This window comes from Salinispora vitiensis (assembly GCF_000378825.1).
GTDB classification, from domain to species: domain Bacteria; phylum Actinomycetota; class Actinomycetes; order Mycobacteriales; family Micromonosporaceae; genus Micromonospora; species Micromonospora vitiensis.
In genome coordinates this window covers 2,178,833-2,197,886 of the sequence record NZ_KB900388.1, presented here as the reverse complement: position 1 = coordinate 2,197,886, position 19,054 = coordinate 2,178,833, and the positions used below count along the sequence as shown (strand labels likewise).

At 71.8% G+C, this 19,054-nt stretch carries 16 protein-coding genes and 1 riboswitch; of the genes, 4 read left to right on the top strand and 12 right to left on the bottom strand.

Features of this window, described 5'->3' with window-relative positions; genetic code table 11:
* Window positions 1–134: 134 nt before the first annotated feature.
* Window positions 135–2,879, top strand: coding sequence for a LuxR C-terminal-related transcriptional regulator (locus tag SALPAC2_RS0110080; RefSeq protein ID WP_018216539.1), 2,745 nt, complete (start codon window positions 135–137; stop codon window positions 2,877–2,879).
* 39 nt (window positions 2,880–2,918) lie between these two features.
* Here SALPAC2_RS0110080 and SALPAC2_RS0110075 read toward each other — a convergent pair whose 3' ends face one another.
* The gene (locus SALPAC2_RS0110075) at window positions 2,919–3,467 is read right to left on the bottom strand and encodes a DsbA family protein (RefSeq protein WP_018216538.1); all 549 of its coding nucleotides are present in this window, start codon (window positions 3,465–3,467) and stop codon (window positions 2,919–2,921) included.
* A 543-nt stretch (window positions 3,468–4,010) separates the two neighbouring features.
* Here SALPAC2_RS0110075 and SALPAC2_RS0110070 point away from each other — a divergent pair.
* Entirely contained in the window at window positions 4,011–4,373 is a 363-nt protein-coding gene (locus SALPAC2_RS0110070; RefSeq protein WP_018216537.1) for an STAS domain-containing protein, read from the top strand.
* Between the two features lie 70 nt (window positions 4,374–4,443).
* On the opposite strand, the gene SALPAC2_RS0110065 is transcribed toward SALPAC2_RS0110070, so the two are convergent.
* The 5 genes from SALPAC2_RS0110065 to SALPAC2_RS0110045 all read right to left on the bottom strand — a co-directional run bounded on the left by SALPAC2_RS0110065 (window position 4,444) and on the right by SALPAC2_RS0110045 (window position 10,372).
* Window positions 4,444–5,499, bottom strand: a complete 1,056-nt coding sequence (locus SALPAC2_RS0110065) for a coiled-coil domain-containing protein (RefSeq protein ID WP_018216536.1) — start codon at window positions 5,497–5,499, stop codon at window positions 4,444–4,446.
* A 15-nt stretch (window positions 5,500–5,514) separates the two neighbouring features.
* Window positions 5,515–5,646: riboswitch (cyclic di-AMP (ydaO/yuaA leader) on the bottom strand.
* A 91-nt stretch (window positions 5,647–5,737) separates the two neighbouring features.
* Window positions 5,738–6,652, bottom strand: coding sequence for a cation diffusion facilitator family transporter (locus tag SALPAC2_RS0110060; RefSeq protein WP_018216535.1), 915 nt, complete (start codon window positions 6,650–6,652; stop codon window positions 5,738–5,740).
* 134 nt (window positions 6,653–6,786) lie between these two features.
* Entirely contained in the window at window positions 6,787–8,904 is a 2,118-nt protein-coding gene (locus tag SALPAC2_RS0110055; RefSeq protein ID WP_018216534.1) for a HelD family protein, read from the bottom strand.
* A gap of 95 nt (window positions 8,905–8,999) precedes the next feature.
* Window positions 9,000–9,914: an alpha/beta fold hydrolase gene (locus SALPAC2_RS0110050; protein ID WP_018216533.1), complete on the bottom strand. Its 915-nt coding sequence runs from the start codon at window positions 9,912–9,914 to the stop codon at window positions 9,000–9,002.
* Between the two features lie 128 nt (window positions 9,915–10,042).
* On the bottom strand, window positions 10,043–10,372 hold the full coding sequence (locus SALPAC2_RS0110045; RefSeq protein WP_018216532.1) for a hypothetical protein: 330 nt from the start codon (window positions 10,370–10,372) through the stop codon (window positions 10,043–10,045).
* A gap of 312 nt (window positions 10,373–10,684) precedes the next feature.
* Here SALPAC2_RS0110045 and SALPAC2_RS0110040 point away from each other — a divergent pair, with 312 nt between their 5' ends.
* On the top strand, window positions 10,685–11,176 hold the full coding sequence (locus SALPAC2_RS0110040; protein WP_018216531.1) for a DUF3145 domain-containing protein: 492 nt from the start codon (window positions 10,685–10,687) through the stop codon (window positions 11,174–11,176).
* 95 nt (window positions 11,177–11,271) lie between these two features.
* Entirely contained in the window at window positions 11,272–13,008 is a 1,737-nt protein-coding gene (locus tag SALPAC2_RS0110035) for a glycoside hydrolase family 3 protein (protein ID WP_018216530.1), read from the top strand.
* Window positions 13,009–13,060: 52 nt separating this feature from the next.
* On the opposite strand, the gene SALPAC2_RS0110030 is transcribed toward SALPAC2_RS0110035, so the two are convergent.
* From SALPAC2_RS0110030 to SALPAC2_RS0110005, 6 genes are all read right to left on the bottom strand, one after another.
* Window positions 13,061–13,738 carry a lipoprotein gene (locus SALPAC2_RS0110030; RefSeq protein ID WP_188115909.1) on the bottom strand — a complete coding sequence of 226 codons (678 nt, stop codon included), beginning with the start codon at window positions 13,736–13,738 and terminating at the stop codon, window positions 13,061–13,063.
* Between the two features lie 115 nt (window positions 13,739–13,853).
* On the bottom strand, window positions 13,854–15,278 hold the full coding sequence (locus SALPAC2_RS0110025) for an acyl-CoA carboxylase subunit beta (RefSeq protein WP_018216528.1): 1,425 nt from the start codon (window positions 15,276–15,278) through the stop codon (window positions 13,854–13,856).
* A gap of 22 nt (window positions 15,279–15,300) precedes the next feature.
* Window positions 15,301–16,527 (bottom strand): beta-ketoacyl-ACP synthase II, encoded by a 1,227-nt coding sequence (gene fabF / locus SALPAC2_RS0110020; protein WP_018216527.1) that lies wholly within the window; start codon window positions 16,525–16,527, stop codon window positions 15,301–15,303.
* 2 nt (window positions 16,528–16,529) lie between these two features.
* Window positions 16,530–16,769, bottom strand: coding sequence for an acyl carrier protein (locus SALPAC2_RS0110015; RefSeq protein ID WP_012183711.1), 240 nt, complete (start codon window positions 16,767–16,769; stop codon window positions 16,530–16,532).
* 74 nt (window positions 16,770–16,843) lie between these two features.
* Window positions 16,844–17,788 carry a beta-ketoacyl-ACP synthase III gene (locus SALPAC2_RS0110010; protein WP_018216526.1) on the bottom strand — a complete coding sequence of 315 codons (945 nt, stop codon included), beginning with the start codon at window positions 17,786–17,788 and terminating at the stop codon, window positions 16,844–16,846.
* A 40-nt stretch (window positions 17,789–17,828) separates the two neighbouring features.
* Window positions 17,829–18,998: an acyltransferase domain-containing protein gene (locus SALPAC2_RS0110005; protein WP_018216525.1), complete on the bottom strand. Its 1,170-nt coding sequence runs from the start codon at window positions 18,996–18,998 to the stop codon at window positions 17,829–17,831.
* Window positions 18,999–19,054 lie beyond the last annotated feature (56 nt).

Here is a 19,054-nt window from a genome sequence, read left to right as displayed (position 1 = left end):
TTTCCGCCGCGCCGGACGTCACTCTTTCCAGCGTCGGCTTGGCCTGGGTGAACCGGGTTCCCCCGGAAGGGGTGAACCGGCACCGGCCGGGTAACCGCGGGCCTGGGGAGAACGTGTCCGATGGGGGTGGGCCGATGCCGGAGGAGCGACGGCAGACCACGGGAGCCGGTGCGCCGCTACTGGCCTCCCGGCTGACCCCGGGTCCACTGCCCGGACCGGTGGTCCTGCGGCCCCGGCTGCTACGGCAGCTTGACGAGGGCACCGCCGTACCGGTGACGCTCGTCGCCGCGCCGGCGGGCTGGGGCAAGACGACGTTGCTCACCTCCTGGTATCAGGCCGCCACCGGCGGCGATCCGGTGCCGGACCTGGGCTGGGTCTCGGTGGAGGTCGGTGACGACGGCGAACGTCTCTGGTCGTACCTGGCGGCGGCGCTGCGGCCCGTTCCGCTGGGGTCGGAGGCGTTGGACGGTCCGCTGCGATCGGCGGCGCTGGACGGTCCGCCGCGCCTGGACCAGCTGGAGGTGCTGGCCGCTGCACTTGCCGCCCGAGAGCGGCCGGTGCTGCTGGTCCTGGACGACCTGCACCGGATCACCGACCCGGCGGCGGTCGCCGGATTGGAGTTCCTGCTCCGCCACTGTGAGCAGCGGCTGCGTCTGGTGGCCGGGGCTCGTGCCGGGGTGCCGCTGGCGGTCCACCGGTGGCGGCTGGCCGGTGAGCTGGCCGAGCTCGGTCCAGACGATCTGGCCTTCACCGGCGACGAGGTCGCCGACCTGCTGACCGCACATGGGACGGCCCTACCGGCGGAGGGGGTCCGGCGGCTGCGCGAGCGCACCGGTGGCTGGCCGGCGATGCTCCGGTTCGCCGCGCTCGCCCTGCCCGGGCAGCCGGACCCGGCCCGGTGGGTGGGGCAGCTCGGCAGTGACCAGCCGGACATCGCCGGATACCTGCGGGAGGAAGTCCTTGGCGGGTTGGATCCGGACGACCGTGAGCTGCTGCGGAGCACGGCGCTGGCGGACGCCGCCTGCGCTGGCCTCGCCGACGCGGTAACCGGCCGCCCGGACACTGCGGCGAGGCTGGCCGAGCTGGCCGGTGTCGGCGGTGTACTGCGGCACGACGACGGTCAGCCCTCCTGGTACCGCTGCCATCCGCTCCTGGCCGATCTGCTCCGCGACGAGCTGGCCCGGCTGCCCGCCGTTGACGCGCGGGAGCTGCACCGGCGCGCCGCTGGCTGGTACGCCGACAACGGGCGGCCCGCCGACGGCCTGCGGCACGCGCTCCAGGGCGGCGACTGGTCCGGGGCCACCGAGCTGTTCCGCTCGACCTGGCCGGAGCTGGCGCCGTACGACCGGGAGGGTTCGACCGCGCCACCGCCACCACCGGCCGAGGCCCTGGCGCGGGACCCGGAGCTGGCCCTGGCGTGCGCGGCGGAGCGGGCGTACGCGGGGGATCTGTTGGCCGCCGAGGGGTACCTGCGGTCAGCCGGGGCGGTGAGTGAGCTGCCGGTGTCCCGCCGGGAGCGCTTTGCCCGGTTGGTCGCCGCGGTGGAGCTCGCGGTGGTCCGCTGGTCCGACGACATTCCGGCGGTACGCGCCGCCGCCGCCCGGCTGCTGGCCACCCGTCCGGTGACCGGGGCATCCGGGGGACAGGACCAGCTACTGGCCACCGCCGAACCGGGAGAGACCACCGTCGAGGATGCCGACGGGTGGGCGGTGGCGGGCACCGCGCTCGGCCTGGTCGATGTCGCGCTCGGCGAGTTGGGCAGCGCGGAGCGGCAGCTGGCGGCGGCGTCCCGGGTCGCCCGGGCCGCCGGATGGGTACGAACCGAGCTGGCCGGTGCCAGCCGGGTAGCGCTGCTGCGCGCGATCCGCGGTGACCTGCGGCAGGCGGAGACGGGGGCCCGTTCCGCGCTCGCCCTTCCGCCCGGCCAGGGGTGGTCCTGCCGAACCGACCGCGGGTACGCGTACCTGGCGCTGGCGGTGGTGGCGCTGCTGCGGGAGCAGCCCGAGGAGGCGGCGGCGAACCTGGCGTTGGCGGAGCCGGCGACCGTGGAGCCGGCCGCCGGGGCGGTGGTGGCGTGGTGCCGGTCCCACCTGTTGCGGGACGCCGGTGACCGTACGGGTGGGTACCGGCTGCTCGTCGCGGCCCGGGAGCGGCTGGGCGGTCCGCGGGAGCGGCTGGGTGGTCCCGGGGAGCAGCCGGGCGGCCCGCGGGGGGAGCTGGAGCGGTGGCTGCGGGCTGCCGAGGCCGACCTGCATGCGGGTCAGGGCGACCTGGACGCCGCCCGCGAGCTGCTGGTTGGGGCGGGCCCAGAACTCGCGGTGGGCCTCGCTCGGGTGGAGCTCCGGGCGGGGGATGTCCGGACGGCCGAGGCGGTCCTGCCCGACTGGCAGGCGCCCGAGGCGGCGGACTGGCCGCTACCGGTGCGGGTGGAGGCCGCGGTGCTGCACGTGGCGCTGGCCGAGCAGGTGGGAGATGGCCGACGGGCACACCGGACCCTGGAAGCCGCCCTCGACCTCGCCGGAGCGGAGGGGGTCCGGCGGCCGTTCACCCGCGCCGATCCGGAGATCCGCGACCTGCTGGCAGCGCATCTGGATACCGGCACGGCGCACTGGCCGGCGGTGAGCGACCTGGTCCGCGGGGCGGAGGAGCCGGACGAACGGGCCGGGCCGGCCAGGGCCGCACTGGCCGAGCCACTGACCGAGCGTGAAGTGACCATCCTGCGTTACCTGCAGAGCATCCTTTCCAACGTGGAGATCGCGGCCGAGCTGTCGTTGTCGATCAACACGGTCAAAACCCATGTCCGCAACATCTATCGCAAACTCGACGCCACTCGCCGCCGGGAGGCCGTCCGTCGGGCCCGGGAACTGCGGCTGATCTGATCCGATCGGTGGCGGCGACCAACGCCGCTGCGGCGCCCACTATCCCGGGTAGGCGGCGTCGACCGCCGCCAGCAGGTCGGCGAGGTCGTATCCACCGTTGTGTCGGGCACCGTTGACGAACAGGGTCGGAGTGGCCTGCACGCCGCTGCGGATGCCGCCGACGAAGTCTCGCCGGACTCGGTCGCCGTGGGCCTGCTGATCGGTCTCGGCGTCGATTTCGGCCGCGGAGAGGCCGAGTTGTCCGACGCCGAGCGAGAGGTGCACCGGGTCGAGCTGGTCCTGGTGTTCGTACAACCAGTCGTGCATCTCCCAGAACTGGCCTCGGACGCCGGCCGCCTCGGTGGCATGGGCGGCGTTGTCCGCGTACGGGTGCACGTTGGAGATCGGGAAGTGCCGGTAGACCAGCCGGACCGTGTCGGACCGTTGTCGGAGCAGTTCGGCGAGGTTGGCGTAGGCCACTCCGCAGAACTGGCACTGGAAGTCCGCGTACTCGACGAGGGTCACCGGTGCGTCCACCGGTCCCCGGATGTGGTCGCTCTCCGTCACCGGGGTTCGGAGGAGTGGGGTGACCTGGTGTGGGGTCGTCATCACCGCACCACCAAACGGTTGCCGCGTGCCGACCGGGCCGGCACGTTCGGATCGGTCATGCCTCCCACTGTCGCCGGCAGCGGGGTGAGGAGGGCTCACCCGGCCCGGATGGTTCCCCGACCCCGCAGCGCCGGCGTGACGAGGCGGTTTGTGGGGCCGGGGTGCCGGTTGAGCGCGTGCTGGGCGACCACGCCGGGTGGCCTGGGGTCGCAGCCTTTCGTCGCACCGGGCCGCTACATTGGGCCGTGACTGTTTCGGGTCTCGGGTACTCCGGCCCTTGACTGTTTGGGTTGAGAACTGTTCAGGTGGATAACTGTTCAGGTGGAGAACCGTTCCGGATGAAGGCTGTTCGCGTTGGGGGCTGTTCCCGTTAAGGCGGCTCCGTAACCGAAGGGTGAAATATTCGGATAAGGCTGACCTGGCAAACGAACTACAAGAACTACTCATCCCAGGGGGTGGCGACCGAGTGTGTGGGAGGAATACTCTCGGTCGCGGCCTGCGTACTGATGAGGCGCCTGTTGACGGGCGAGTGGAGGTGCTCGCGTGAGCCTGTCGATCGTAAAATCGGTCCTACCCGGGAGCGTCGTCGAGATCTCACCCCGCGGTGAAATCGACGTCGATACCGCATACGAGGTGCGTGAGGCGGTCGCTGAGGCCCTGGCGAAGAGCCATCCTCGCCGCATCGAGTTGAACATGCGGCTGGTGACCTTCATCGACTCTGTCGGCATCAGCGCGATGGTTGCCGGCTTCCAGACCGCCGAGGTGAGCGGTGTGAAGCTGGTGGTGACCGAGCCGAGCCGATTCGTGCACCGGCAGCTCTGGGTCGCTGGCCTACTCGGCCTCTTCGGCGCCCCCGAGCCCTACTTCGCTCAGGCGGCGGCCCCGGAGGTCCTGCCGGGGGGTTGACCCAGCTCGTGCTCCGGCGGTGGGCCGGGGGCTGTTCGCCAGCGGACGGCTTCCGGCCCGACCACCCGGGTTAGTAAACCGACAGGTGCACGTGGTTTGTATGGTCGCTGGAGGGGTCGCCGGCGGCCCCGCTGTACGACTTCCACCCACTGCTGGGCAACCAGATCTGTCGATACCAGATCACGTACAGCACCGCGAGTTGGTCGGCGTTGTCCACCAGAAACGCCGCCAGGTTGTTGCCGTATGTCCGGTCGTCGCCGGTGGCATCTCCGCCGAAGCCGTCCTGCTGAGCGGCGAAGTCGCAGGCCCGGCCCTTAGGGTGCTCGCCGGAGCTGCCGGGGCGATAGCAGGACACATAGCGGGTGAAGCCGGCCGACTTGGCCTCGTTCAGCGCATGCAGCGTTCGCGGGGTAATGCAACCATCCGCCGGCGTGGGATCATTGACGCTGCAGGTTTCGGCCGGCCAGGAGCCGTCCGGGTTGCGCGGGGCCGGGGCTGCCTGGGTCGAGTTCTGGGTGGTGTTGGTGGCGGCGGCTGCGGCGCTGGCCTGCTCATTGGCGACCGTCAGCGCCTGCTCCGCCTGCTGCTTGCGCTTGGCCATCAGGGCCTCTTGCTTGCGCTGTTCGATGATCTCCGCTTCGACCGCGCGGGTGTCCTGCGCGATCCGTTCCTGGGTCTGCTGCAATTCGGTTATAGCTTTGTTCTCGTTGGCGGCCATCGCCTCCAGCGTCGCGACGCGGTCCAGGAAGTTCGCGGGTGAGGTGTTGTCGAGTAGCACCGACGCCGTGCGCAGCGGACCGTTCCGATATGCCTGGTCGGCGATCTGCTCAACCAGCTCGGTGCGCTCGGCCTGCACGGTCTCGGTGGTCTTGAGTTGGTCGGTGAGTTGCTGCTGCCGCTGCACCGACTCGGTCAGCGCCTGTTTGGCGTCCAGATATCCCTTGCTGGCTGCCTCGAGCTCGGCGCGAAGGGCGGGGGTCCCGCCCTCCGGATCGTCGGTCACCGCGATCTGCCGGGCGGGGGGAGCGGCTGCCGCGGGGCCGGCCGGGGCGAGGCCGACACTGAGGGTGAGCGCCACGACGATCAGTGCCGCCACCCGGGCGGCGCGGGGTCGTACGGGTGCCACTGCTGGCATATGTAGATGTCCTTCCGTCGACCACCGACCGGGTTAGCTGACGGGTTCGGGACGGAAGATCCCTACCGCTGACGCGGATGCACCCCAGGTACCTGGTTCCCCGGCTCACCCTGGCGGGTGATTAGGCGGTGGCCCCGCCGGCACCGGTGGGTGCCGCCTGGCGCAGGCCGGCTCAGAGCCTAACCGGTGCTCCTGAGTCGGGCTTACCCCGGCAGTTGATCAGAAACTACTACCACCCGACGGAACCGCAGTCCCCATGGGTTGGCGCCGGCTCGACCTGTATTGTCGCGTGCTCGATTCGGAAGTCCTCCTTCAGCGCGGACCGGGCGGCTCCGAGGACCGTACCGAGGTCGGCGGCGGGGGCGATGGTGAGGTGCGCGGAGGCTACCTCCATCCCGGAGGTGAGGGTCCAGATGTGCAGGTCGTGCACGTCGCTCACCCCGGATACGGCGACCAGCCGGTCGTGCACCGCGGTGACTTTCAGGTGCTCCGGCGCGGCCTGCACCAGGATGCGTAGGGCTGCCCGGCCGAGCCGCCAGGTCCGCGGCAGGATGAACAGCCCGATCGCCACCGCGACGAGCGGGTCGGCCCACCACCAGCCGGTGCCGGCGATGACCAGTGCCGCCGCGATCACGCCGAGGCTGCCGAGCAGGTCGCCCAGCACCTCGAGGTAGGCGCCCTGGATGTTGATGCTCTCCTGTGCGCCCGGGCGTAGCAGTGCGAAGGCGACGATGTTGGCGAGCAGGCCCAGGATGGCCACAACCAGCATGGGCCCGGTGTTCACCTCGGGCGGATCACCGAACCGCCGGACGGCCTCCACCAGCACATAGATCGAGACGGCGGAGAGGAGTAGGGCGTTGGCGAGGGCGGCCAGCACCTCCAGCCGGTAGAGCCCGAAGGTCCGCTGCGGGTCACCGTTGCGGCGCCGGGTGGCGGTCAGCGCGGCGAGGGCCATGCCGATGCCGAGGACATCGGTGAACATGTGCCCGGCGTCGCTGAGCAGGGCCAGAGATCCGGTGCGGACGGCGGTCACCGCTTCCGTCACCATCAGGGCGGCGAGCAGGGCGAAGGCGGCCCAGAGGCGTCCTCGATGTCGCTGCCCCGCGTTGGCCACCGCCCCGTGGTGGTCATGTGCTGCACCCACTCGGACACCTTTCGCCGGCTGTCCGGTCCTGCACCCAACCTATGTTCACATTGCCATGTGTGTAGCTATCTGCGGGAAATGGCCCTGAGTCCTGCCGCGGAACCGCGACGTGGCTTGAACCGGTCGAGCCCCGCTCAACCGGACAGGTCAACCGTGGTGAGCCGTTGGGTGGCGCGGGACAGCGCGACGTACAACGTCCGTACGCCCGACCCCGGCTCCGCCCGGATCTCGCCCGGGGCGACCAGGACGACGCCGTCGTACTCCATGCCCTTGGCCTCCAGGCTCGTCACCACCTGCAACCGGGGTGCGTCGATCCCGTCCAGCCACCCGGCGACCTCGGTCCGGCGCGGCACCGGCGTGACCACGCCGACCGTGCCGGGGACCTCGGCGAGCAGCGTGTTGACCGCCGCCAGCACGGTGGTCTCCAACTCGGCCGGCGGCACGCTCAGCCGCACCGGGTCAACCCCGGTGGAGCGGACGGCGGTCGGCAGCGGGAGGTCCGGATCAACCCGCCGGATCTCGGCCGCCGCCACCGCGAAGATCTCCGCCGGGTTGCGGTAGTTGGTGGTCAGGGTGAAGTGGTGCCGCGTGCGCCGGCCGAGCGCCTGGTCGCGGGCTCGAGTCAACTCCGCCGGGTCGCCGGTCCACGCCGTCTGCGCGGGATCGCCGACGACGGTCCACGAGGCCAACCGCCCCCGGCGGCCGATCATGCGCCACTGCATCGGCGACACGTCCTGGGACTCGTCCACCACCACGTGCGTGTACTCGCGGTAGTCCTCGGGGCGTTCCCGGGCCGCCGCTCGGGCGGCGCGCTGCCGATCGCTGAACGTGCTGAGCTCGCGTACCCCGCCGGCCAGCTGGAACGGGTCCCGCCGCGGCCGGGCTGGCTTCATCGGCTTGCCCAGCAGGGCGTCCAACTCGTCGAGCAGCGCGACGTCAGCCACGGTCAACTCAACGGCGGCCCCGGCCCGGTACGCCTCGCCCAGCAGCCGGACCTCGTCGGCGGAGAGCACGCCCGCGGCGTACCGGCGCAGCCGCTCGGGCTCGGCCAGCCAGCCGAGTACGTGCCGTGGGTGTAGCCGCGGCCACCACGCCTTGAGAAATTCGCGGAAGTCCGTCCGGTCGGCCAACTCGTCCTCGAACGCCCGCTGCTGCGGCAGGCCGGGAATGCCCAGCTGCCGGGCCTGCGCCCAGAGCGCGGCGAAGACGCCGTCGAAGCCGACCCGGCGTACCTCGTTGCGCCGCGCGCCCCGCCGCAACGCCCGATCGCGGATCGCGGTCAGCTCGCGACGATCCACCCGCAGTAGCTCGCCCCGGTAGAGCAGCCGCAGCTCGTCCGGGGTGCCCGGCGCGGCGTCCCGGGCGGCCCGCTCCAAGACCCGCCGCATCCGCAGCGAGCCCTTCACCGCGGCGACCTCCGGTGGATCGGTACGGGTTGCCCGCACCCCCGGGAAGAGCCCACCGAGCGCGGCCAGGGTGGCGGTCTCCTCGCCCAGCGACGGCAGCACCGACCCGATGTACTCGACGAACACGGCCGACGGCCCGACCACCAGAATGCCGCCGCCGGCGTACCGGCTGCGGTCGGTGTAGAGCAGGTACGCCGCGCGGTGCAGAGCCACCGCCGTTTTGCCGGTCCCCGGGCCGCCGGAGACCACGGTGACACCGGAGCCCGGCGAGCGGATCGCCTCGTCCTGCTCCCGCTGGATGGTCGCCACGATGTCCCGCATTCCCCGTCCGGTTGCCTGGGACAGGGCGGCCAGCAGGGCGCCGTCGCCGACCGTCGTCATATCCGGCGGAGTGGCAGCCGGGTCGAGCAGGTCGTCCTCGATCCCGGTGACGCGCTCTCCGCTTGAGGAGATCATGCGGCGACGGATCACGCCCAGCGGCTGTGCCGGGGTGGCCCGGTAGAAGGCGGCGGCGGCCGGGGCCCGCCAGTCCACCACCAGTGTCCTGGCATTCTCGTCCCGGATGCCGAGCCGGCCGACGTGCAGCACCTGCCGGTTGTGCAGGTCGAGTCGGCCGAAGACGAGCCCCTCGTGCTCAGCGTCGAGCAGGTGCCGGCGCTGCGCCGCGTGAAAGACCATCGCGTCCCGCTCGACCAGCGCGCCGAAGTTGCCGACCCGGGCCAGGCGGTAGCCGTCGGACTCGGCGCGGACCGCCGCCTGGCGCAGTTCGGCGAGGCGCGCGTACACCCGGTCCAGGTGCCGCTGCTCGACGGCGATCTCCTGTTCCAGCTCGGTCCGGTCGGTCAACGTTCGTTCCTCCTGGCGTCGGTGACCAGCGCGGTGGTCAACCGCACGAGGGTACGCCCCGGCCGTGTCCCGTAAGTTTCAGGTTCGGTGCGGCCTTACCGGACGACCGGCGCGGGGCCGTCGAGAACCTGGCCCAGCACCCCGGCCAGGGCGGTGTTCACCGCGTCGGGGCGCTCCAGCATCAGCAGATGACCCGCACCGGGGCACACGGTCCGTCGGGTTGTCGGCAGTGCCGCCGCGATGGACTCGGTACACGGCGGCGGGGTCAGCCGGTCTCGGTCACCGACTAGCGTGGCGCTCGGCAGGTGGGTCAGGGCGGTCAGGGTCGCCAGCCGGTGTTGGGCGCCGATCGAGGCGCGGAACCCGATCGAGCGGAGTGACGTGTGGGCCACGGCGTGGGTGACCAGGTGAAGGTCGGCCGGGTTGTACCGGTCGCCGAAGAGTATCCAGCGGATGCTGGGCCGGAGTGCGCGGAGTAACGGCCGGGGCGGCCGCCGGGATCCGCAGCGGGCCAGGAGCCCGGCGCCGGTGCTCTCCGCGAGCCGGATCAGCCGGGCGACCCGGGGCGACAGGCCGTAGACGGTGTGCGTGTGCCCCTCGGCGGTGGTGGAGACGAAGACCAGACCGGCGACGCGGGCGGCGAAGTGGGTGGGGTGGCGGTGCGCGTACTCCATGATTGTCATTCCGCCCATGGAGTGGCCGATGAGCACCACCCGCCCGGTGGGGACGACGGCGTCCAGCACCGCCGCGAGGTCGTCGCCGAGCTGGGCCAGGGTGGCGGTGGGCAGCGTCATACAGCTGGAACGCCCGTGCCCGCGCGCGTCGTACGTCACCACCCGTACCTGTGGGCCGAAGCGGTCTCGTAGCTCGGCGAGCTGCCGGTGCCAGATACTTCCGTCCAGCGTCCAGCCGTGTAGCAGCACGGCGGTCACCTCGGCGTCAACCGGACCGTCGGTTTCGACGTGCAGGCGAACAGCGTCAGCGAGGCGGAGTTCCCGTACGTCCGGCATCGCCGCCTCCCTGGGCCGTGCGGATCCGGCACCCCGCGGCACCCGAAGAAGGGCGCGGCCCGCCGGGATGTCCCGACGGGCCGCTCCGTTTGTCGCTCCCCGACCGGGGCAGCTGGCTGGCGGGAGGGTCAGCCCTCGAAGACGCCGGCCTCGACGAGGCGCTTCTCGGTGGCGTCCCAGCCGTCACCCGGGTGGGTGGTGTTGAGGGCGCTCAGCTCGGCCCGGATCTTGGCGGCGTGCCCCGCGGCGGCCAGCGTCCGGATCTCCTCGATGAAAGCGTCGGAGTCGGTGCGCAGGTGCTCGGTCTTGCCGTTGGTCAGGTTACGCACGTAGGCGTTCCGGCCGCCGTTGAGCGGGATCACGTACTTGAACTCGCCCAGCACGCTGAGGGCACCACCCTGGCCAGCCTGGCCGGCCCGGACAGACGCGCGCGCGGTCTTCGAGGTGTTACTCGCCACGGAGGTACTCCTTGCAGACGTACGGTAAGGACGCGGGTAAGACGTCCGGGGGCTGGTGCGGGCCTCACCCGGTGGGCGATCCCGCGCAGAAGTTCGCGGCACAGGCCGCCAATGGAACTGTACACGAGCGGGGCTGCAGGTTGGCCACCGCCTCGGGCTGGTGCAACGGGCTCACCCGACCGGCTATTCCGGGACCCGGATTTTCCGAATCGCTAGCGCACCATCCGTCACACCAGTCATGATGTGCCCCGGTAGCCACCTGGCGCGACGAGGTCGTAGGGGAAGACGCACCTCGCTCCCCGGGAGGTCACCGTGCCAACGCGTGGCGTCGTATACGTCCACTCGACCCCGCTCGCCGTGTGCTCGCACGTCGAGTGGGCGATCGCGCGCGTCCTCGCGGCGCCGGTCAACCTGCAGTGGACGGCTCAGCCCGTCGACCCCGGCGCCCGCCGGGCGGAGTGCGGGTGGACCGGCCGCCCCGGAACGGGCGCCGAGCTGGCTGCTGCCCTTCGGCAGTGGCCCATGATCCGTTTCGAGGTCACGGAGGAGCCGAGTCCCGGCGCGGATGGCGAACGCTTCATGTACGTCCCCGGCCGCGGGCTCTTCCAGGCAACCGTCGGCGCGGCCGGCGACATTCAGCTCGGTGAGGACCGACTGCGCAGCATCATGGCGGAGGCGCGGGCGCCCGAGGCCCTCGCCCACGCCCTGGAGAAGGCCCTCGGGGCGGCCTGGGACGCCGAGTTGGAGCCCTACCGGTACGCCGGTGACGGCGCCCCGGTGACGCTGCTCACCCGCGTCGGCTGAGGTCCAACCCCAAAAGGTGAGGTCGCTACGTCTTTCGGTGGCGGCCATTCGGCGCGGGTAGGGTCGACCTGCCCAATCGACGTCGAAAGAGTGGGATGGCTCGCGTGTCGATACCTGCCCGACGTAATGGTGTCGCGGTCATCGCGCTGGCCGTGCTCACCGCCCTGTTTCTTGCCGGCTGCACCGGTGGCCCGGGGCGCGCGCAGCCGACCCCGGCGACGAGTGGCCCGGCGGCCGGCCCGTCGCCCATCGGCCCGGTCGAGGACCCGGCGGCCAGTGCTGCCGCCCTGGCCAGCACGCTGGCGGATGAGGACCTCGTCGGCCAGGTGCTGATGCCATTCGCCTACGGTGCCGCCGCCGATCAGGTCTCGGCCGGCTCGGCCGCCGGCAACCAGGAACTGGCCGGCGTCGACACCCCCGCCGAGATGATCGCGAAGTACCGCCTCGGCGGGCTCATCCTCGTCGGCTTCAGCGCGGACGACCCGACCAGCGGCAACCAGGTAACCACCAACGTCGACAACCCGGAACAGGTCCGGGAGCTGACCACCGGGCTGCGGTCCGCCGCCGCCGGCCTTGCCACCGGCGCGGCGCCGTTTCTGATCGGCACCGATCAGGAGTACGGGGTGGTCACCCGGATCAGCGACGGGGTCACCCTGCTGCCCAGCGCGTTGGCCGCGGGGGCCGCCGGCAAACCCGAGCTGACCGAGGCCGCCTGGCGGGCCGCCGGCACCGAACTCGCCGCCATGGGCATCAACCTGGACTTCGCTCCCGTCGCCGACGTGCTGGTCACCCCGAGCACCGTGATCGGGTCCCGGTCGTACGGCGCCGACCCGTCGACAGTGTCCGAGCAGGTCAGCGCGGCAGTGAGCGGTCTACAGGCGAACGGCGTCGCGGCAACGCTGAAGCATTTTCCCGGCCATGGGCACAGCGCCACCGACTCCCACAAGGAACTGCCGGTGCTGCCGCAGCCCCGCACCGTGCTTGAGGAGGAGGCCTGGCGTCCCTTCGCAGCCGGCATCGAGGCCGGTGCCCTCGCCGTGATGTCCGGGCACCTCGATGTCAGCGCCGTCGACCCGGGCACCCCGGCGACGTTCTCGCACACCCTGCTCACCGAGGTGCTCCGCGGAGAACTCGGCTTTTCGGGAGTGGTGATCACCGACGGGATGAACATGGCCCCCGCCGAGCGCTGGTCGCCCGGCGAGGCCGCGGTCCGGGCGCTGAACGCCGGCAACGACCTGATCCTCATGCCGCCGAACGTCGGCCAGGCGTACGACGGGCTGCTCGCCGCGCTGCGCGACGGCTCGCTGCCCCGGACCCGGCTGGTGGAGGCGGTGACCCGGGTGCTGACCATGAAGTTCACCCTGGCCGGCGCGGCCACCCCGGAACTGGACGTCCTCGGCGCGCCGGCCCACCAGGCGGCGGCCACCGAACTCGCTACCGCCGCGGTGACCGCGCTGCGCGGCCCGTGTGGCAACCCGGTCTCCGGGCCAGTCACCGTGACCGCCTCCGCCGACCAGGAACAGAGCCGCGCGAGGCTGATCGAGAAGCTGACCGCGGCCGGGGTGCCGGTGACCGACACCGGCGGTGCCGTGGTCCACCTGGTCGGCTACGGCGACGATGCCGACGACCTGAGCGCCGACGCCGCCGTGACCGTCGCTGTGAACACCCCGTACCTGTTGGCCGAGGCGGACTCCCCGGCGTTGCTGGCGACCTACTCGTCGAGCCCGGCATCGATGACCGGGCTGGCCGAGGTGCTGGCCGGCGAGGCCATCCCGGCCGGCCGCGCACCGGTGCCGGTATCCGGCCTGCCCGCCACGACCTGCGGCAGCTGAGCTACCCCGGTCGGCCGGGGCCCGGTCGGCCGGGGCCCGGTCGGTGGACCGGTCAGCCCGCCGTACGCACCCCCTGTACCGCCAACCGATACACCGGCAACATGTCGGAATGGTCGGTGAACACGCTCTCGTTGGTCACGAACAGCAGGGCTTGCCCGTTCGCCGAAACGGCCGCTCCCCAGCCGCGGTTGACCTCGTCAAGCGAGTTTCGGCTGACCCAGGTCGCCTCCACACCGGTGAGGTCATCGACGGTCAGGTCACGGAACTGCGCCTCGGTGGCCTGCTCGAGCGACGTGTCGGCGAGGAAGGCGTCCAGGGCCGCCCGGGGCGTGACACCCTGCTCGGTGGTCCAGACCCGGAGGAAACCGCCACCCGGGCCACGGCCCATCTCGCACTGTGCGGTGGCGCCACCGCGCACCGTCATCATCGCCGCCATCTCGGCGGCCAACTCCGGATCCTCGGCGGTCGTCGGGTCAAACTCGACGGTCTCGGCCTGCCAGCCCTCGGCGACCGGGAAGGTGACCGGCAGCGGGCAGGGCCCGTCCGCGCCACCGGCGGCACCGTCGGCGCTGGCCGGGGTGATCTCGTCGTACCAGGGCTCGCCGACGGCGGTGTTCTCGGCCGACGCCGGCTCGTCGGCCGGTTCGTCGGCCGCGCCGCAGCCGGCCGGCACCAGGAGGGCGAGAACGGCCAGCGTGGCCGGTAGACGATGACGCAGCACAGTACACATCCCAGGATCGAATTGGGCCGACACTGTGCAGCGTGCCGGCTACCCACCGGGATAGAGGTATACCGCAGCCCCCGGACACCGCGGTCGGCGGTACCCGGGGGCTGCCCGATATCCGCTAGAGCGGGATGTTGCCGTGCGCGCCGCGACCGGCCGGTGCCGCCGCGAGAGCCTCAGCGATCTGTCGGCGGGTCTCGGCCGGCTTGATGACGTTGTCGACCACACCGATCTCCAACGCCCGGTTCACGCCACCCGCGACCCGGATCTGCTCCTCGATCAGCTCGGCGCGCAGTGCCTCCCGCTCCTCCGGCGGCGTGGCGGCCAGCTTCTTGCGGTGCAGGATGTTCACCGCCGCGCTGGCACCCATCACCGCGACCTCCGCGTTCGGCCAGGCGAAGACCGCGGTCGCGCCGAGGGAACGGGAGTTCATGGCGATGTACGCGCCGCCGTACGCCTTGCGGGTCACCAGCGTCACCCGCGGCACGACCGCCTCGGCGAAGGCGTGCAGCAGCTTCGCCCCGCGCCGGACCACCCCGTCCCACTCCTGGCCCAGGCCGGGCAGGTAGCCGGGGACGTCAACGAGCACGATCAGCGGTACGCCGAGCGAGTCGCACATCCGCACGAAGCGGGCGGCCTTCTCGGCGCTGGAGGCGTCGAGACAGCCGCCGAGTCGCAGCGGGTTGTTGGCGATCACGCCGACCGTCCGGCCGGCGAACCGCCCCAGGGTGGTGACGATGTTCGGGGCCCACTTGGCATGCAGTTCGACACCGGGCGCGTCGAGCAGCGCCTTGACCACCGGCTTGACGTCGTACGCCCGGTTGGTCTCGGCCGGCATCTTCGCGGCCAGGTCGTGCCCGTCCTCGGCGATGGCCGGCACGTCGTCTGGGCAGAGTCGGCCCTGGTGGCCGAGGAGGGCCGCGAGTCGGCGCGACTGTGCCAGCGCCTCCTCGTCGTCCCGGCACGTCACGTGGACGACGCCGGAGCGCCGGCCGTGCGGTTCGGGGCCACCGAGGCGGGCCATGTCGACCTGCTCACCGGTAACGCTGCGGACGACCTCCGGGCCGGTCACGAAGATCCGGCCGGCACCGCTCATCACCACGATGTCGGTGAGCGCCGGCCCGTAGGCGGCGCCCCCCGCGGCGGGGCCGAGCACGACGGAGATCTGTGGTACCCGGCCGGAGGCACGGACCATGGCGGCGAAGACCTGACCGACCGCGTCGAGCGCGACCACGCCCTCGGCGAGTCGGGCTCCGCCGGAGTGCCAGAGCCCGAGTACGGGCACCCGCTCCCGGACGGCGGTGTCAATCGCGTCAACGATGTGGCGGCAGCCGTCAAGGCCCATCGCGCCGCCCATCTTCGTGGCGTCGGTGGCGTACGCGATGGCCGGTGTGCCCTCGATCTCGCCGCGGGCACAGAGCACACCGGAGCTGTCGCGTGGAGCGAGTAGGCGGAGCGTGCCCGCGTCGAACAGGGACCGGAGCCGCAGCTCCGGATCCCGATAGTCCACGGTAGGGGTTTCGGGGCCGGCAACAGTGGTGGTCACGTGAGCCTCCAAGGCTGTGGTCTCAGGCCCGCGTGAAGACGAGAGCCACGTTGTGCCCGCCGAAGCCAAAGGAGTTGTTCAGCGCAGCGGGGATCTCCAGGTGGCGCGCCTTGTTGGCGGCCACATCCAGGTCGAGACCGTCGTCCGGGTCATCCAGGTTGATCGTGGGCGGTACCACACCATCCCGAATCGCCAGGATCGTAGCGATCGACTCCAGCGCTCCGGCCGCGCCGAGCAGGTGCCCGGACATCGACTTCGTCGCCGTCAGGACGGGATGATCGCCCAGCGCCTGGCGCAGCGCCTTGATTTCGGCCAGGTCACCGACCGGGGTCGAGGTGGCGTGGGCATTGACGTGCATGATGTCGCCCCGGTCGATGTCCGCGTCGGTGATCGCCTTCGTGATGGCCCGGATCGCGCCGACGCCCTCCGGGTGCGGCTGAACGATGTCGTAGCCGTCGGAGGTTACTCCGGCGCCAGCGAGCCGTGCGTACACCTGGGCGCCGCGGGCTGCGGCGTGGTCGGCGCGTTCCAGCACGAGCACTCCGGCGCCTTCGCCGAGTACGAAGCCGTCGCGGGCCTTGTCCCAGGGGCGAGAGGCCTTCTCCGGCTCGTCGTTGCGGGTGGACATCGCCCGCATCGAGGAGAAGCCGGCGATCGGCAGCGGGTGGATGACCGCCTCGGTGCCGCCGGCCACCACCACGTCGGCGCGCCCGGCACGGATCATGTCCATGCCGAGGGTGATCGCCTCCGCGCCGGTGGCACAGGCACTGGCCACCGAGTGCACACCCGCGCGGGCCTGCAGCTCCAGGCCGACCCAGGCGGCGGGGCCATTCGGCATCAGCATCGGAATGGTGTGCGGGGAGACCCGCCGCGGGCCGGAGGCCTCAAGGATGTCGTCCTGGTTGAGCAGGGTCAGCGCACCGCCGATGCCCGAGCCGACGCTGACGCCGAGCCGCTCCGAGTCCAGCCCGGAGTCGGCGAGACCGGCATCAGCCCAAGCCTGGTTCGCGGCGATGATCGCGATCGCCTCGGAGCGGTCCAGTCGGCGCAACTTGATCCGGTCCAGCAGCTCAGCCGGCTCGACCGCGAGTTGGGCTGCGATCCGGACCGGTAGCTGTTCGGCCCAGTCCGGGGTGAGCGCGCTCACCCCGGACTGGCCATTGAGCATGGCGTCCCAGGTTGACGCGACGTCCCCGCCCAGCGGGGTGGTCGCGCCGAGACCGGTGACGACGACGTCGGTGTGGGCCATGGTCAGGACTGCGCCTCGATGTAGCTGACGGCGTCCCCGACCGTCTTCAGGTTCTGCACCTCGTTATCCGGGATCTTGACGCCGAACTTCTCTTCGGCGGCCACCACGACTTCCACCATCGACAGCGAGTCGACGTCCAGGTCGTCGGTGAAGGACTTCCCCTCGGCCACGTCGTCCGGGGTCACCCCGGCAACCTCTTCGAGGATCTCGGCGAGGCCGGTGGTGATCTCGTCACGGGTCATTGCTGTTGGTTCCTCTCATTGGGGGGTTGCTTCGCCGCGGTGGCGAAGGGCGGTATGCCGGGGCACACCGGGTCTCAGGGGCAGCGGATGACCTGACCGGCGTAGGTCAGGCCACCGCCGAAGCCGAACAGCAGCACTGGTGCGCCGGAGGGCACCTCGCGCCGTTCCACCAGCTTCGACAGGGCCAGGGGAATGCTCGCCGCCGAGGTGTTGCCGGATTCGACCAGATCCTTGGCGACGATCGCCTGGGGGATGCCGAGGCGCTTGACGATGCCGTCGATGATGCGGGTGTTGGCCTGGTGCGGCACGAACGCCGCCAGCTCGGACGGGGCGATCCCGGCCCGCTCACACGCCTGGAGTGCGAGCGGTGCCAGCGCGGTGGTGGCCCAGCGGAAGACGGTCTGTCCCTCCTGCCGCACGTATGGGCGCGTTCCCTCGATCCGGACCGCGTCGCCGCGCTCCGGCACCGAGCCCCACACCACCGGGGAGATGCCGGCCGGCTCATCCGGCCCGGTGGCGGTGACCACCGCGGCCCCCGCCCCGTCGCCGAAGATGATGCAGGTCGAACGGTCCGTCCAGTCGGTGAAGTCGGAGAGCTTCTCCGCGCCGATGACGATGGCGTTCCGCGCTGCGCCGGCCCGGACAGCGTGGTCGACCGTGCCGAGGGCGTACGCGAAGCCGGAGCAGGCGGTGTTGAGGTCGAACGCGCCGGGCGCGGTGATGCCGAGCTGGGCCGCGACCCGGGAGGCGACGTTCGGGCTGCGATCGACCGAGGTGCAGGTGGCCACCACGACGAGGTCGATGTCGGCGGCGGTCAGGCCGGAGCCGGCCAGCGCCTTGCCAGCGGCGGCGACGGCCATGTCGGTGACCGTCTCGCCGTCGGCGATCCGGCGGCTGACGATGCCGACCCGGTCGCGGATCCACTCGTCGCTGGTCTCCACCAGCTGGGCGATCTCGTCGTTGGTCACCACCCGGGACGGCTGGTAGTGGCCGAGCGCAACGATCCGGCTGCCTGTCATCAAGGCTGTCCTTCCCTATGCGGCCATGGGTACCGCGATGTCATGTGTGGCCACCGATCCGGGCCACCGGCTGGCCCGGCGCCACCGGATCGTCGTGGTGGGCGAGCCATTCGGTGAGCAGGCCGCTGTCGTGGGCGGTGACCTCGACCGGGCCCTGCCGGGTGGCGATGTGGCCAATGATCTGACCGGCGCGCAGGTCAACGCCTTCGGTCAGCTCGTCAGCGGGGACGAAGGTGCCGGCGGCGGGGGAGACCACGACCCGGAACTGGATGGTCGGCTCGTGGCCAGCCGGGCCGCTGTGCCGGGCGATCAGGTCTCGCGCGGCGGGCAGGTCGTCCGGGGTGTTGAGGGTGACGATCTCCGGGGCGGCCTCGCCCTTCAGCTCCCGCTTGACCAGGCCAGCGAGGGTGCCGGCCGGGGGTAGTTCAATCACCCCGGTCACACCGAGGTCGGCGAGGGTGCGCAGGCACAGGTCCCAACGGACCGGGGCGGTGACCTGGCGGATCAGCCGCTGCACCATTTCCCGGCCGTGGTTCACCGCGGCGCCGTCGAGGTTTGACAGCAGGATATGAGTCGGATCGGTGGGGGTGACGCCAGCGGCCACGGCGGCGAGGGCGGCCTCGGCCGGGGCCATGTACGGCGTGTGGAAGGCGCCGGCCACCTGTAGCTGGCGGACTCGGGCGCGGGCGGGGGGCTCAGCGGCGAGTTTCTCCAGCCCACTAAGGGAGCCGGCGGCCACGACCTGGCCGGTGCCGTTGCGGTTGGCCGGGTGCAGCCCGTGTTTCTCGATGGCGGCGAGCACCTCGTCGGGGTCGCCGCCGAGCAGCGCGGCCATCCCGGTCGGTTCCAGCGCGCAGGCAGCCGCCATCTCGCGCCCCCGGACGGCGGCCAGCGTGACCGCGGCCTCCGGGGTGAGTACTCCGGCGAGCGAGGTCGCGCCCAGCTCGCCGACGCTGTGGCCGGCGGTGAGCGTGACATCGTGCATCGGTAGCTGCTCGGCGGCGAGTAGCGCCGCCGCGACGAGCAGCGGCTGGGTACGGGCGGTGTCCTTGATCTCGTCAGCGTCCGCGGCCGTGCCGAGGTGCACCAGGTCGACCCCGGCGAGCGCGGACCACCAGCGCAACCGCGCCTCGGCGCCGGGCAGGTCGAGCCAAGGGGTCAGGAAGCCGGGTTTCTGTGAACCCTGGCCGGGGGAGAGTACGGCGAGCACGGGTACGACTCTCCCGGATCTGCGCGGGTAGCGCTGTGCCGTCTTGCACCAAACCG

Excerpts from the sequence above, each read along its gene's own strand:
- fabF (WP_018216527.1), bottom strand. The coding sequence starts at position 16,527 with ATGGCCCACACCGACGTCGTCGTCACCGGTCTCGGCGCGACCACCCCG.
- SALPAC2_RS0110030 (WP_188115909.1), bottom strand. The coding sequence starts at position 13,738 with ATGTGTACTGTGCTGCGTCATCGTCTACCGGCCACGCTGGCCGTTCTC.
- SALPAC2_RS0110080 (WP_018216539.1), top strand. The coding sequence starts at position 135 with ATGCCGGAGGAGCGACGGCAGACCACGGGAGCCGGTGCGCCGCTACTG.
- SALPAC2_RS0110075 (WP_018216538.1), bottom strand. The coding sequence starts at position 3,467 with ATGACGACCCCACACCAGGTCACCCCACTCCTCCGAACCCCGGTGACG.
- SALPAC2_RS0110015 (WP_012183711.1), bottom strand. The coding sequence starts at position 16,769 with ATGACCCGTGACGAGATCACCACCGGCCTCGCCGAGATCCTCGAAGAG.
- SALPAC2_RS0110010 (WP_018216526.1), bottom strand. The coding sequence starts at position 17,788 with ATGACAGGCAGCCGGATCGTTGCGCTCGGCCACTACCAGCCGTCCCGG.
- SALPAC2_RS0110050 (WP_018216533.1), bottom strand. The coding sequence starts at position 9,914 with ATGCCGGACGTACGGGAACTCCGCCTCGCTGACGCTGTTCGCCTGCAC.
- SALPAC2_RS0110035 (WP_018216530.1), top strand. The coding sequence starts at position 11,272 with ATGGCTCGCGTGTCGATACCTGCCCGACGTAATGGTGTCGCGGTCATC.